This window comes from Bradyrhizobium sp. AUGA SZCCT0158 (assembly GCF_018130065.1).
In the GTDB taxonomy this organism is placed as follows: domain Bacteria; phylum Pseudomonadota; class Alphaproteobacteria; order Rhizobiales; family Xanthobacteraceae; genus Bradyrhizobium.
The window spans coordinates 97,768-111,688 of the sequence record NZ_JAFCME010000017.1 but is presented as its reverse complement, the minus strand read 5'-3'; the positions used below and the strand labels follow the sequence as shown (position 1 = coordinate 111,688).

The 13,921-nt window shown below is 64.3% G+C and carries 14 protein-coding genes; 9 read left to right on the top strand and 5 right to left on the bottom strand.

All coding sequences use genetic code 11. The features are described 5' to 3' along the window. Positions 1–24 precede the first annotated feature (24 nt). The 3 genes from JQ574_RS23720 to JQ574_RS23710 are packed head-to-tail and all read left to right on the top strand — an operon-like array spanning position 25 to position 3,082. Positions 25–1,557, top strand: coding sequence for a CHASE3 domain-containing protein (locus JQ574_RS23720; protein WP_212206694.1), 1,533 nt, complete (start codon positions 25–27; stop codon positions 1,555–1,557). Beyond that, on the top strand, positions 1,554–1,994 hold the full coding sequence (locus tag JQ574_RS23715) for a response regulator (RefSeq protein WP_212206692.1): 441 nt from the start codon (positions 1,554–1,556) through the stop codon (positions 1,992–1,994). Before JQ574_RS23720 ends, JQ574_RS23715 begins: the two co-directional genes overlap by 4 nt. Further along, the gene (locus JQ574_RS23710; RefSeq protein ID WP_212206689.1) at positions 1,991–3,082 is read left to right on the top strand and encodes a sensor histidine kinase; all 1,092 of its coding nucleotides are present in this window, start codon (positions 1,991–1,993) and stop codon (positions 3,080–3,082) included. Before JQ574_RS23715 ends, JQ574_RS23710 begins: the two co-directional genes overlap by 4 nt. Positions 3,083–3,198: 116 nt before the next feature. Here JQ574_RS23710 and JQ574_RS23705 read toward each other — a convergent pair whose 3' ends face one another. Beyond that, entirely contained in the window at positions 3,199–4,170 is a 972-nt protein-coding gene (locus tag JQ574_RS23705; protein ID WP_212206681.1) for a tripartite tricarboxylate transporter substrate binding protein, read from the bottom strand. Between the two features lie 115 nt (positions 4,171–4,285). On the opposite strand from JQ574_RS23705, the gene aat reads away from it, so the two are divergent. Both aat and JQ574_RS23695 read left to right on the top strand, forming a co-directional pair. Then, on the top strand, positions 4,286–4,966 hold the full coding sequence (gene aat, locus JQ574_RS23700; RefSeq protein WP_212206679.1) for a leucyl/phenylalanyl-tRNA--protein transferase: 681 nt from the start codon (positions 4,286–4,288) through the stop codon (positions 4,964–4,966). Positions 4,967–5,084: 118 nt separating this feature from the next. Next, positions 5,085–6,218, top strand: coding sequence for an ATP-dependent Clp protease proteolytic subunit (locus JQ574_RS23695; protein ID WP_212206677.1), 1,134 nt, complete (start codon positions 5,085–5,087; stop codon positions 6,216–6,218). A 90-nt stretch (positions 6,219–6,308) separates the two neighbouring features. On the opposite strand, the gene JQ574_RS23690 is transcribed toward JQ574_RS23695, so the two are convergent. Next, entirely contained in the window at positions 6,309–7,289 is a 981-nt protein-coding gene (locus tag JQ574_RS23690; protein WP_212206675.1) for a DUF2155 domain-containing protein, read from the bottom strand. Between the two features lie 260 nt (positions 7,290–7,549). Between JQ574_RS23690 and JQ574_RS23685 the strand changes: the two genes are divergently transcribed. The 3 genes from JQ574_RS23685 (at position 7,550) to JQ574_RS23675 (ending at position 10,635) form a co-directional block, all read left to right on the top strand. After that, positions 7,550–8,329, top strand: coding sequence for an SDR family NAD(P)-dependent oxidoreductase (locus tag JQ574_RS23685; protein ID WP_212206672.1), 780 nt, complete (start codon positions 7,550–7,552; stop codon positions 8,327–8,329). A gap of 115 nt (positions 8,330–8,444) precedes the next feature. Then, entirely contained in the window at positions 8,445–9,392 is a 948-nt protein-coding gene (locus JQ574_RS23680) for an alpha/beta hydrolase (protein WP_212206664.1), read from the top strand. A 34-nt stretch (positions 9,393–9,426) separates the two neighbouring features. Then, the gene (locus tag JQ574_RS23675) at positions 9,427–10,635 is read left to right on the top strand and encodes a citrate transporter (RefSeq protein ID WP_312014736.1); all 1,209 of its coding nucleotides are present in this window, start codon (positions 9,427–9,429) and stop codon (positions 10,633–10,635) included. Between the two features lie 55 nt (positions 10,636–10,690). On the opposite strand, the gene JQ574_RS23670 is transcribed toward JQ574_RS23675, so the two are convergent. Both JQ574_RS23670 and JQ574_RS23665 read right to left on the bottom strand, forming a co-directional pair. Continuing rightward, positions 10,691–11,212 (bottom strand): N-acetyltransferase, encoded by a 522-nt coding sequence (locus JQ574_RS23670; RefSeq protein ID WP_212206660.1) that lies wholly within the window; start codon positions 11,210–11,212, stop codon positions 10,691–10,693. A gap of 27 nt (positions 11,213–11,239) precedes the next feature. Continuing rightward, positions 11,240–12,178: a GlxA family transcriptional regulator gene (locus tag JQ574_RS23665; RefSeq protein WP_212206658.1), complete on the bottom strand. Its 939-nt coding sequence runs from the start codon at positions 12,176–12,178 to the stop codon at positions 11,240–11,242. Positions 12,179–12,389: 211 nt separating this feature from the next. Here JQ574_RS23665 and JQ574_RS23660 point away from each other — a divergent pair, with 211 nt between their 5' ends. Continuing rightward, positions 12,390–13,076: a DJ-1/PfpI family protein gene (locus tag JQ574_RS23660; protein ID WP_212206656.1), complete on the top strand. Its 687-nt coding sequence runs from the start codon at positions 12,390–12,392 to the stop codon at positions 13,074–13,076. A gap of 372 nt (positions 13,077–13,448) precedes the next feature. Here the strand turns inward: JQ574_RS23660 and JQ574_RS23655 are convergent, their stop codons facing one another. Continuing rightward, the gene (locus JQ574_RS23655) at positions 13,449–13,859 is read right to left on the bottom strand and encodes an NADH:ubiquinone oxidoreductase subunit NDUFA12 (protein WP_212206654.1); all 411 of its coding nucleotides are present in this window, start codon (positions 13,857–13,859) and stop codon (positions 13,449–13,451) included. Between the last annotated feature and the right edge of the window lie 62 nt (positions 13,860–13,921).

Sequence of the window (13,921 nt, the reverse complement as noted above, 5' to 3'; positions counted from 1 at the left end):
GTTTGTTCATGACGCGAGATCATTGTGAACACTAAAGCCCAGCGCCGCCGCGCTTTGGGGCAAATCCTGCTGCTTGCGGCGGGATTTTCGGTGCTGGTGGGGATCAGCGCCTTATCGGTCATTCTCGTTCATGAGGCCCGCAAGGACAGCGGCAAGGTCGTGCATACGGTCGAGGTCGAGAACCAGCTTTCGACGTTGCTGTTGCAGATCCGCCGCGCCGAAAGCTCGGCGCGCGGCTATCTCCTGACCTCAGAGCCTCGCTTCCTGACCGAGCACGAGTCCGCCACCGCGACCATCCTCCCCGATATCGACAAGCTGACCCGGCTAACCTCGGACAATCCGGTCCAGGCCGAGAACGCCCGGCGGCTGCGGCCGCCGGTCGAAGCCCGGCTTGCCGAATTTGCCAAGGCCATCGCATTCGTCAAACGCAACGACCTCGCCGGCGGCATCGCGATGCTGCGTGAGGCCGGCAACAGCGACGCCGTCCAGAAGATCGGCGACCTCAGCAACGCGATGCGCGCCGAGGAGAACCGGCTGTTCGCCCTGCGCACCGCGACCGCGGACCGCACGCAACAACTGGCCTCGGCGGTGACGGTGGCGGGTTCCGGCCTCGTGATCGCGCTCGCCGGCATCTCGATCTTCCTGGTGCGCCGCTCCTCGCGCGCCCGCGACGATGCCGAAACCCAATTGCGCGACAACAATATCCACCTCGAGACCACGATCGACGAGCGCACCGCCGATCTGCGCGAAGCCAATGACGAGATCCAGCGCTTCGCCTATATCGTCAGCCACGATCTGCGCTCGCCGCTGGTAAACATCATGGGCTTTACCAGCGAGCTCGAGGAACTGCGCAGCGACATCTTCAAGCGGATCGCGACCCTGGCGCGCGCGCAATCGGCCGCGCCGGCGACGGCTGACAACGCCACCGATAGCGCCGAGCCCGTCCTCGAAGGACCCGACAAGCAATTGTCGGAAGACTTCACCGAGGCGCTGGGCTTCATCAAATCCTCGATCGCCAAGATGGACCGGCTGATCTCGGCCATCCTCAACCTCACCCGCGAAGGCCGGCGCGAATTCGAACCGGTGCGGATCGAAACCCGCGAACTGATCGAGGGCATTGTCGCGACGGTGGCGCACCAGGCCGCTGAAGCCCAGGCCCAGATCCGCATCGAGCCGCTGCCGAACATCGTCAGCGACCGCCTGGCGCTGGAGCAGATTTTCTCCAATCTGATCGAAAATGCACTGAAATACCTCAAGACCGGCGTTCCCGGCGACATCCAGGTGCGCGGCCGCACCAAACTCGGCTTTGCTATTTTCGAGATCACCGACAATGGGCGCGGTATTGACCCCAAGGACCATCAGCGCATTTTCGAGCTGTTCCGCCGCGCCGGAACCCAGGACAAACCGGGGCAAGGCATCGGCCTTGCGCACGTCCGCGCGCTGGTGCGGCGGCTCGGCGGAACCCTGTCGGTCGCTTCGGAACTTCACAACGGCAGCACATTCACGATTACACTGCCGATCAATTGGACCATTCGTAACCGGAACACACAGTCATGAGTAATCCAGTCACTATCATCATGATCGAGGACGACGAGGGCCACGCCCGCCTGATCGAGCGGAACATCCGCCGTTCCGGTGTCAACAACGAGATCATCCCGTTCACCAGCGGTACAGCCGCGCTGAAGTACCTGTTCGGCAAGGATGGAACGGGCCTTGTTCACAAGGGCAACGCGCTATTGATCCTGCTCGATCTCAACCTGCCCGACGCGTCGGGCATCGATATCCTGAAGCAGGTCAAGGACAACAAATATCTCAAGACGACCCCGGTCGTGGTGCTGACCACGACCGACGATTCCCATGAAATAAAGCGTTGCTACGACCTCGGTTGTAACGTGTACATCACCAAGCCGGTGAATTACGAAAGCTTCGCCAACGCCATTCGCCAGCTTGGCCTGTTCTTTTCCGTCATCCAGGTACCGCCAGCCGCCACATGACAACAGCCACGCCGACACTGCTGTATATCGATGATGACGCCGGGTTGGCGCGGCTGGTCGATCGCGGCCTGACGCGGCTCGGCTTCAAGGTGGTGCATGCCGCCGATGGCCAGCAGGGCCTCGACCGTCTGGCGCAAGGCGGCATCGACGCCATTGCGCTCGACCAGTACATGCCGGGTCTCGACGGCCTCGAAACGCTGGAACGGATTCTGGCGATCCCGGGGGCGCCGCCGGTGGTGTTCGTCACGGCCTCGCAGGATTCGGCGATTGCCGTCACCGCGCTGAAGGCGGGCGCGGCGGACTATCTCGTCAAGGACGTGCAGGGCGAGTTCATTCCCCTGCTCCAGGTCGCCGTTAACGGCGCGCTGCGGCAGGCGGAGATTCAAAGAGCCCGCGACGAGGCCGAGGCCGAAGTCCACGCCTCGCGCGACCGCTACGCGGCGCTGGCCGCCGAGCGCGAGGTGCTGCTGCGCGAAGTCAATCACCGCGTCGGCAACTCTCTGCAGATCATCGCCTCGCTGCTGCACCTGCAGGCCAATTCCGCTGTTCAGGACGACGTCAAGGCGGCGCTCACCAATGCGATGGGGCGCGTCGCCGCGGTCGCCCAGGTCCATCGCCGGCTCTACACCTCGCACGATCTGAAGAGTGTGCTCTTGAACCAGTATCTCGAAGCGCTGCTGGAGGACCTGCGGCGCTCGGCCGAGGGCAATCGGATGTCGCGGCTGACGCTCAAGGCCGAGCCCATCGAGATCGACCCCGATCGTGCGGTCGCGATCGGCATCATCGTCAACGAGCTGATCATGAACGCCGTCAAATACGCCTACCCCGACGGCGCCGGCCCGATCCACGTCGAGCTCAAGCCTCTCGGCGACGAACTCCTGCTGTCGATCACCGACGACGGCGTGGGCCTCAACGTCAAGGCCGACCCGCGTTCGACCGGCATGGGACAGCGCATCGTCTCGGCCATGGCATCAAAGCTCGAAGCCGACGTCGCGCGCGATCCCGATCATGCCGGCACCAAGATCGTGCTGCGATTTGCCCGCGTCAACAAGCCCGCGCCGCGGCCGAATGAAGCCGCGGCCGGGTAATATGTCTTTTGCGGAATTTGAACCGCGACCTGCTAAGAAAGCGCCCCGGCGCCTAGACTCTTATTTTGACGCGTTTTCTTCACGCGAACCGGGCATCCACTTCGCTCGAAAACGCTTTAGGTCGGCGCAAGTCCGGCCTCGCGTATGATCGCTGCGGTCTCTTCGAACTCCTTCTTCTGGAAGCTCGCAAAGCGCTCCGGACTCGCGGAGCCCCGCAGCTCCAAACCTTCCTTGCTGAGTGCCTGTTGCAGCGACTTGTCCCCTATCACCGATTGGATCGCCTCGTGCAGCCTTGTCACGACGGCAACAGGGGTCTTCGCGGGTGCGAAGAGGCCAAACCACCCAACCGAATCCATTCCCTTGAGGCCAACTTCGTTGGCTCCCGGAATTTCCGGCATGACGGAGGAGCGCTCCGCGCTCGTTGCGCACAGCGCTACAAGTGCACCTGAGTTGACATGCGGCAGGATCGATGGGGGCGTTCCGATGATCATCGGAATGTTGCCACCCAGCACCGCGGTAACGGTTTCAGCGCCGCCCTTGAAGGGAATATTGACAAGCTTGATCCCGGCGATCTTGGAGATCTGGACGGCCGGGATCTGGAAGCCGACGTTGGAGGTTCCATAGAACACCCCATCGCGCTCTCCCTTGGCTTTCGCCAGGAATTCTGCCCAGTTCTTCACGCCATACCCGGCTGATACGGCGACGAGATTCGAATTCGTTGTAACCTGGGAAATCGGCGCAAGCGCCGTCAGTGGATCATACGATAATTTCAGCATCGTCGGCGCGATCACCTGGGCGACGTTCGAGCCGAGATAAAGCGTATGTCCATCCGGTTCGGCGCGCAGGGCCTGCACGGCCGCCAGTGTCGAAGATGCGCCAGGAACGTTCTCGATCAGATGCTTGGCGCCCAATACTGCATCGAGGCGATGTGCAAATTGGCGCATCGTCAAATCGGCCGAGCCGCCCGGAGGGAATCCGACAAGAAAACGGATGATTTTTGATGGGTACTGCTGCGCGCGTGAGGCGGTAGCCAATACGGCGGCTGCAGCGGTTGAAATCGAGTATTGCAGGAAGCGGCGTCGGTTCATTTTCTTTCCTCCAGTCCTCCGGCGGCCGTACTTCTTCTTTCCCGGGATCCAGGCCGTGCCGCCGCTTTTTTTCAAGGCATAGCACAGGCCACCGGCTCCCTGCTATTCTCCCGCCATGACATCGCGCGAGTCTGCCGTTTCCGAAATCACGCCCGAGGTGCTGCTGCGCGCCTATGCCTGCGGGATCTTCCCGATGGCCGAAAGCGCCGACGACCCCACCCTGTTCTGGGTCGAGCCGGAAATGCGCGGAGTGATCCCGCTCGACGGCTTTCGCATCGCCTCGCGGCTTGCGCGCACCGTGCGCTCGGACGCCTTCACCGTCACCGTCGACACCGCTTTCAAGGCGGTCATTGCGGGCTGCGCGGCGCCGCAGACCGGGCGTGACGACACCTGGATCAACAAGCGGATCCGCGATCTCTATGTCGGACTGTACCAGATCGGGCACTGCCACAGCGTCGAGGTCTGGCAGAACGACGATCTGGTCGGCGGATTATATGGCGTGAGTCTCGGCCGCGCCTTCTTCGGCGAGAGCATGTTCCACACCGCCAGAGACGCCTCGAAGGTGGCGCTGGTGCATCTGGTGGCGCGGCTGATCGCAGGAGGATTTGAGCTGCTCGACACGCAATACGTCACGGAGCATTTGAAGAGCTTCGGCGCGGTCGAACTTTCCAGGCGCCGTTACCGCACGATGCTCGACCGGGCGATCACGGGCGAGCCGGCGGATTTTCTGAAATTACCGTCCGATCGCCCGGTCAGCGGCGCCGACGCACTCGCGATCATCGCGGCGCGCGGCTGAAGACCTGACCTGTTTGGCATTGTGACATCCGTCACAGCCCCTCCCCGCGACCTCTCTTATCCCTGTTTGCACGGCTGGTGGGAATGCTCCGCCTCCGACAACGACAGGGATCGCTCAGATGAGCAACGCGCTGCACGCGACACCGGCGGCCGAGCCCGGCGAAAACTTCGTCGCGATCCACGGCGCCGAACAGGCCGTTGCCAGCGTGCCGCCGCCGCTCACCTTCATCGTGCCGGCCCGGTTGCCGCCGCCGCTGCCCAAGCGCCCGGCGCAGAACGTCATTGCGCGGCACTGGCGCGGCGAACTCTCGCTGCCGCGCTCCTACTGGATCAATTATGTGGTGCTGGGCACGAGCTTCGGACTTGCCTCCGCCGTTCTGGGCGCTGCGATCAACCCAAGCGTCGGCGAACAGCCGGTGCGCTGGCTGATCTCCCACGGCCTGACCTGGATCGCGGTCATCCTGTTCACGATCTGGGGCGCGATCGGCGTCTGGCGCGCGGCGATCGCCTACCGACAGACAGGAAAGCGCTTCTGGGGCACCGCCGCCAAGGCGACCATGGCGCTCGGCGCTTTCCACCTCGTTTACAGTGTCTACTACGTCGCGATTCCGCAGGGCCTCGGCATCTACGAGATCGCGGCCGGCGATGCGCGCCTCGCGTCACACCAGTTCAAGGTGCTGAATAACGGCACCATGCTGGATTTCTCCGGAGGTATCTCGTTCGGCACGGCGAAGGAGTTCGAGACCATTCTGAAGGCGTTGGACAATGTGCGCACCGTGCGGCTGAACTCGAACGGCGGGCGCGTCGCGGAGGCGCAGAAGATCTCCGACCTGATCAAGGCGCGAGGCCTGTCGACCTACGTTACCCATCAATGCGCTTCCGCCTGCACCATCATGTTCCTTGGCGGCAAGCAGCGCCATCTGCATGCGAACGCACGGCTCGGCTTCCACCAGCCTTACTTCCGCGGCATGACCCCGAACGAACAGCGCATCTCGATTGCCCGCGAGCAGGCGCGCCTTGAGAAGTTCGGCCTCAGCGCCGCCTTCGCCGAACGCGCCAACAGCGCAGGTCCCTCGGGCATGTGGTTTCCCGAACAGAGCGAGTTGCTGCGCGAGCGCGTGGTGACGTCGATCTTCAACCCGCAGCCGCCGAAGCCGGTGGCAAGCGCGGCGCCGGCGCCATCTGCTCCCGCTTCGCGTAGCGTGCCCGTGCTGCCGAAGACGCAGGCGGCCTATCAGGGGGCGCGGCTATAAGGGATTGCGGAGCGTGCCCGATCCCGGCTGGGAAAATTCGCCCTGGCGTACTGCTGGCATCGACGAGAACCGATGCGCCGGCGACGCCGCCTAATTCCCGAACAAGCCGCCAAACAGCCCGCCGGGCCGTTGTTGCTGCGGCGGCGGTGGCGGCGGTTGCTGCTGGAACTGCGGCTGCGGCGGCAGCCCCGACGGCGGCGGACGCGGCGCGGCCTGCTTCGGCGCCGGCGGGCGCTTGGCGGCAGGCGGCGGCGGAGCCGGCTTGGGCAGTTCAGGCTGCGCGCTGACGATGGTCTGGTCGGGGCCTTTGCAGTCGGTCAGCCAGATATCGTAGACCGGGTGCTCGACGCCGTGCAGCCCGGGGCTCGCGGCGTACATCCAGCCCGAGAAGATCCGCTTCACCTCGCCCTGCAGCGTGATCTCGTCGACCTCGACAAAGGCGTCGGTATTGGCAGCTTCGGTGGACGGCCGCGTGTAGCAGGCCGACGTCTTCACGCGCAGCGCGCCGAACTGCACCGTCTCGCCGATATCCTCGTCGAAATTGATGATCCGGCCGGTGATCTTGTCGAGGCCGGAGAAGCTCGCCTTCTTGTTGGTAACCTTCGACGCCGGCGGCTCGGACACCACCTCGTCGCCCGGCTGCAGGCTGGCGGAGGCCGGCGGCACCGGTCCTTTGGGCTGGCGCTGCCCCGGTGGCGGCGGCGCGGCGCCCGGCGCACCCGGCTGCGGCGGCGCTACCGCGATCCCCGGCTGGGTGTTCTGCGGAACGACGGTGGTGCCGGGCGGCGGCGCCAGCGGCTGGGTCTGCACGCTGCCGGGCGGAGGTACGCCCTGCCCCGGGGCGGGGCGGTTCGGCGTCGGCAACAGCCGGCCGCGCGGCAATTCCGGCACTTCCTCCTCGTCGTCGAATTGCTGCTGTTGCTGCTGGTTGCCACGGGGAATCGCGCCCGGCGGCCGCAGCGGCGGATCGGAAAAAATATTGCCGATCTGCGCACGCGCGGGCGGCGCAAGCGACATTGTCGAGGCGGCCACCAGGGCCGCAATACCAGTCAGGGCAATGGTTCGAAACATCTCGCGCGGCTTTAAAGGGCGAATCGGGCTCGCGACATAGTACAATCTATCCGCCGCTCGCGTGCCCACCGGTTAACACGTGGAATACGGCGGGGAAAGGGCGGTTACCCCTCTCTAGGGACGGGCTTCGCCCGCCCCGCGACCTCTGGTCAGCCCCCGCCACAAATGAAATAGTCGCCCCGAGCGAGCGCTTGCGCGGTCCCTCGTGCGAAAACCGTCAAAATCCGGGACAACCGGACGAGCCAGAGGAAACCCCAGACATGACCGATCGAATTCGCCTGGACGGCCGGGTCGCCGTCGTCACCGGTGCGGCCGGCGTCATCGGAACCGCCACCATCAGGCTGCTCGCCGAGCGCGGGGCACGCATTGTCGCCGTCGACCGCAAGGAGGCCGACCTCAAGGCCGCCATCAAGGAGTTGCCGGTATCCGCCGAGGCGCTGGCGATCGCCGCTGACGTCACCCAGGAGGACGAAGTCGCCGACTATGTCCGCGCCAGCGTCGACAAATTCGGCACCATCGACGCCTTCTACAACAACGCCGGCATCGAGGGCGACATCAAGCCGATCCCACAATATTCGCTGGAGAGTTTTCGCCGGGTGCTCGACGTCAACGTGGTCGGCGTCTTCCTCGGTATGAAGCATGTGCTGCCGGTGATGCTCAAACAGAACAAGGGCAGCATCATCAACACCGCCTCGATCGCGGGCCTGATGGGATCGCCCTACATCGCCGTCTACAGCGCCAGCAAGCATGCGGTGATCGGACTAACCAAGACCGCAGCCTGGGAATGCACCGGCACCGGCGTCCGCGTCAACTGCGTCTGTCCAGGCCTGATCGACAGCCGGATGCTGTCGACGATCTATCAGGGACGCAACGGCGGCAATGCCCCGATGCCGATCGAAAAGATGGTCGACCGGATTCCGGCGCGGCGGCTCGGACATGCTTCCGAGGTCGCCTCCGTCGTGGCGTTCCTGGCGTCCGATGAGGCCAGCTACGTCACCGGCTCTTCCTACACCGTCGACGGCGGCCGGACGGCTGCGTAGCATTCGTCATTCCGGGGCGCTCGCGAAGCGAGTGAGTCCACAATCTCGAGATTCCGGTTCGATGCTTTCGCATCGCCCCGGAATGACACGCCAAAAAACAGAGGTCTTCACTACCATGCCCGTTGTTCTCGATCCCGATGCCGCCGCCGTCTACAAGGCCTTCCAGGAAGCCGGCCGCCCGCCCTATGAGTCGGGAACACCGACCCAAGCCCGTTTGATGTATCTGGCCGCCCGGCCCGTCGCCAATCCCGAGCCGCCGGATCTGGAATCCGCAAAGCCGCTTTCGATCCCCGCCCCGCATGGCGAGATACCGGCCCGCATCTACACGCCGAAGACGCTGCGCAGGATGGATGGCCTCGCGCCCTGCCTGGTATTCTATCACGGCGGTGGCTGGGTGATCGGCGATCTGGATTCTCACGACGTGGTCTGCCGCAAGCTCGCGCATGAGGGCGAGTTGATCGTGATCTCGATCGACTATCGCCTCGCCCCCGAACACAAATTCCCCGCCGCCGTCGACGACGCGGTGACGGCGGTGAAATGGGTCGCGGCCAATGCGAAGGACCTCGGCATCGACACGGCCCGCATCATGGTCGGCGGCGACTCAGCCGGCGGCAATCTCGCTGCCGTAGTCGCGCTCGCGGCGCGTGACGGCGATGGGCCAAAGCTCGCGGGTCAGGTGCTGATCTATCCCGCGACGGATTTTGGGATGAAGCATCCCTCGCACAGCGAGCCCGAGACCAGCATTCTGCTGACGCATTCCGTGATCAAATGGTTCTGCAACCATTATCTCAGCAGCCCCGCCGACATCGACAATTGGCAGGCCTCACCGGCGCGCGCCAAAACGCTTGAAGGATTGCCGTCAGCCTATGTGCTGACCGCCGGCGGCGATCCGCTGCGCGACGAAGGCGACGAATACGCCGCGCGGCTGAAGCAGGCCGGCGTACCCGTGACCTACAAGCACTTCCCCGGCCAGTTCCACGGATTCTTCACCATGGGCAAGCTGTTGCCACAGGCCAATGTCGCGGTCACCGAGATCGCGAACTGGATGAAGGCGCTGAATTGACAAACTCGCTCGCGCGACAGAATTGACGGCAACCATGCTCATCTTCGGGATACCCGTCGACTTCATCCTGTTCGCGCTCACGCTGCTCGGCGTGGCGCTGTTTCATCGCCACACCCTGCCCGTCGCGTTGACGGGGCTTGCCGCCATCATCCTCTACAAGCTGATCTTCACCGGCTTCAAATACGGCGCCGGCCTTGGTGGCCTCGGCCACCACATGGCGCATGAATGGGTAACGCTGGCCAATCTGTTCCTGCTGCTGATGGGATTTGCGCTGCTGTCGCGGCATTTCGAGGAGAGCCGGATTCCCGCCGAAATGCCGGCGCTGCTGCCAGAAGACTGGAAGGGCGGCGTCATTCTCCTGGTGCTGGTGTTCGTACTGTCCAGCTTCCTCGACAATATCGCCGCCGCCCTGATCGGCGGCACCGTGGCGCGCAGTGTTTTCCGGGGCAAGGTCCATATCGGCTATCTCGCGGCCATCGTCGCGGCCTCGAATGCGGGAGGCGCCGGCAGCGTCGTCGGCGACACCACCACCACGATGATGTGGATCGCCGGGGTCAGTCCCCTCGCCGTCGTCGAGGCCTATATTGCCGCCATCGCCGCGATGCTGATCTTCGCCGTGCCGGCGTCGCTGCAGCAGCAGCGCTATTCGCCGATCGTCAAGAATCCACCGAGCGGAGTGAAGATCGACTCCATCAGGGTGTTCATCGTCGCCGCCATACTCGTGGCCGCACTGGCCGCCAACATCACTGCCAATCTGAAATTCCCTGACCTGCTCGACGTCCTCCCCGTGCTCGGCATCGCGGTGTGGGCCGTGATCCTGTCGACCGCGGCGTTGCGCAAGCCGGACTGGTCGGTGATGCCGGAGACCTTCAAGGGCACCATCTTCCTGCTGGCGCTGGTGACGGCGGCATCGATGATGCCGGTCGAGAAACTCCCCGCCGCCTCGTGGCCGACGACGCTCGGGCTCGGCTTTGTCTCCGCGGTGTTCGACAATATTCCGCTGACCGCGCTCGCGCTGAAACAGGGCGGTTATGATTGGGGCTATCTCGCCTACGCCGTCGGCTTCGGCGGATCGATGATCTGGTTCGGCTCCTCCGCGGGCGTCGCGCTGGCGAACATGTATCCGGAAGCAAAATCCGTCGGCCGATGGATCACCCAGGGCTGGCCGATTGCGGTTGCCTACGTCGTCGGATTCTTCGTCATGCTCGCCATTCTCGGCTGGCGTCCCGACGCGCCGCTTTAGCGCATCGCTCGCCTCGCCCACGCCGCTGCGAATGCACACATATGCCGGCGGTGGTCTACGTTGCGACCGGACGCCGAAGATCGATTTTCATCACGTCGTTTTCGTAAGCCTGGTCGCCGATCCGAAACTGCGTGGTGCCGATCTTGTTGAAGCCATGCCTGAGATAGAAGCCGATCGCTCGGCTGTTCCTGGCATTGACCGTCAACCAGACGCTCTCGCCGCCGAGGTCCCGGCAATGCTCCAGCGCACAGTGTAACAATGCGGTGCCCCTTCCGCCCGACTGCTGCCTCGGCCGAACAAAGAGGGTTTTGATTTCCAGCGGCGAGCAATCGGCCAAAGGCGGCGTTGCCGACGAACACACGGTCACGAACCCGTCAATTCCGGTGCCGTTCTCCGAGACCCAACTCGCCTTGCCGGGATCGCCGATCGCATCGCGAAGATTCTGCGCCGTAAATTCCGAGAGAATATAGTCCGCGAAGTGGGCACTGATGCCCTTTCGAAGATAGGTGTTCATCCAGACCTCGATGCTCACCGCAGCGAGCGTCGACGCGTCGTGTTCATTCGCCTTCCGGATCATGTCGGCTGATCTCGCCGCATCAGCGCATCACCCCGCGCGTGCCGCCCGCCGCAGCGATTGCGGCGGCTGGCCGAAGGCGCGGATGAAGGCGCGGCGCATCCGTTCGGGATCGCGAAAGCCGGTGGTCTCGGCGACGCGTTCGATCGCCTCGCTGGACGACTGCACGCGCTGCCGCGCCACCTCGATCCGCAACCGCTCGACCGCCTTTGAGGGCGTAGTGCCGGTCTCGGCAATGAAAGCGCGGGTGAAATGCCGCGAACTCATGCCGGCCTGCTCGGCCAGGTCCTCCACCGTGAGCGGCGCATCGAGATGTTCGCGCGCCCATGCCAGCAGCGGTCCGAACCGTCCGGTCGGCGACTTCAATTCCAGCAGCGACGAGAATTGCGACTGGCCGCCGCTGCGGCGATGATAGAGAACGAGCTGCTTGGCGGTGCGCTGCGCGATTTCATCTCCGTAATCCTCGACGACCATCGCGAGCGCGAGATCGATGCCCGCTGAGATCCCCGCCGAGGTCCAGACATTGCCGTCGCGTGTGTAGATCCGATCGGCTTCCAGCTTCACTTTCGGATAGGCCGACACGAAGTGCCGCGTGCGTTGCCAATGCGTGGTGGCGCGACGTCCGTCGAGCAGACCGGCCTCGGCCAGAACGTAAGCGCCGGAGCAAACGCTGGCGACGCGGACGCCGCGCCTGGCCAAAGCCCGCACGAAGGCCAGCGTCTTCGGGCAGATCGCCGCCGTTCGCACGCCCTCGCCACCCGCCACGATCAACGTCGTGATCGCGCTGGAAGGTTTGAAGCCACGCGCCAGCATCTCGACGCCGGAGGTGCTGCGCACCGGACCCGGCGTCGCCGCCAAAGTCGTGATCGCAGGCGCCGCCCCCGAGAAGCGCGCGGCGATTTCGAACACCGAAATCGGCCCCGCGGCATCGAGCAGCTGAAAGTCCGGAAAGATCAGCACACCGATCATTTGAGGTTATGTCCTTAAATGAGGGAAATATGGCATTTCTGACAAGAGGCCATCATGTCAGGATGCACAAGTCAAGGCCGCGGTCGTCATGCCCGGACTTGATCCGGGCATCCATCGTTCTTCGCAAGAGTCTTTGCGAAGTGGATGGATTGCCGGGTCAAGCCCGGCAATGACGAACTGCTGGTAGAACTCGCAAAGCAAAGAGGTCCTCATGTCGGTGCCGCTTCAGATCGGTCTCGTGTTGTTTCCAAAGGTGACCCAGCTCGACTTCACCGGGCCGCTGCAGGTGTTCTCCAGCGTGCCGGGCGCGCAGGTGCATCTGATCTGGAAGCGCATCGAGCCTGTGCCCAGCGACTCCGTCCTGACGATCACGCCGACGATGACCTTTGCGGATTGCCCGCAGCTCGACGTCATCTGCGTGCCCGGCGGTTTCGGCACCGACGACATGATCAATGACGAGGAGATGCTGGCGTTCCTGCGCAAGCAGGCGGACGGCGCCAAATACATCACCTCGGTCTGCACGGGATCGCTGGTGCTGGGCGCGGCCGGCCTGCTGAAAGGATATCGCGCGGCGACGCACTGGACCGCGATGGATTTTCTCTCCGCGTTCGGCGCCACACCGACCCGGACCCGCGTCTGCGTCGACCGCAACCGCGTCACCGGCGGCGGCGTCACCGCGGGGATCGATTTTGCGCTGACGCTGGTGTCGCTGCTGGTCGACCGGCGGACCGCCGAAGCGATCCAGCTCCGGCTCGAATACAACCCGGCGCCGCCGTTCAATTCAGGCTCGCCCGACACCGCGCCGCCGGAAATCCTCGCGCTGATGAAGGACAAGATCGCGCCCGCGCAAGCCCGCCGCACCGAAATGATCGGCCGCGCCGCGGCAAGGATGACGTAACGCGCCGCCTGCGCTAAGGCAAAAAGAAAAAGGCCGCCTGGTTGCCCAGACGGCCTTTCCTTTCCTACGGCGGCGCCACATTGACGGGCGATTTCAGAACTTCTGCACCGGGGGCCTATCTCCCAGCCGTATCCTGATCGGGTGCCGCTGCTCATCGGGACAGTCGCGAACTGGAGCCCGAACCGTACGCGATGGTTTCCCATCTCCGTAAGATGGGTTCATTGAACGGCGAACGGGGCAAGTGCGCAACCACGCAGCGGCCGATGTCCCCGCTGTTCCCGTTATTCACAGGCGAGCGACGCATCCGCGTTCACGACGCGTGCCTTGCCGCGCGGTGGTCCGCGCTCAACATAACGGTGAATCAGCTGTCTATCAGCTTCCCGGCGTCCAGGGCTGGTAGTCGCCGGTCGCCTTCGGACGGCGGCCGCTCGCCAGCGTCGAGCCGGATGGACGGTAGGCCGCCGACGTGCCGGTCAGGTTCGGCTGGTGCGGCTTTTCCCACTCGCGCGGGGTGTACGTCTCTTCGGTCGGCGCGACGTCGACGGTGTGATGCAGCCAGCCGTGCCACGATGGCGGCACCCTCGTCGCTTCGGCATAGCCGTTGTAGACCACCCAGCGCCGCTGGAAGCCGAGCGTCGGATCGATCTTGCCGCCCTTGGTGCGATAATAGGTGTTGCCCTGCTCGTCCTGGCCGACCAGCTCGCCGAAGCGCCACGTCCACAATTGGGTGCCGAAGGTCTGGCCGTTCCACCAGGTGAATATTTTGAGCAGAAACAGCTTCATGAGGGCTCGGCCGGTTCGAGAAGGCGTGGGCCGGTGATGCCATCGGCGCGCCCGATTGTCCA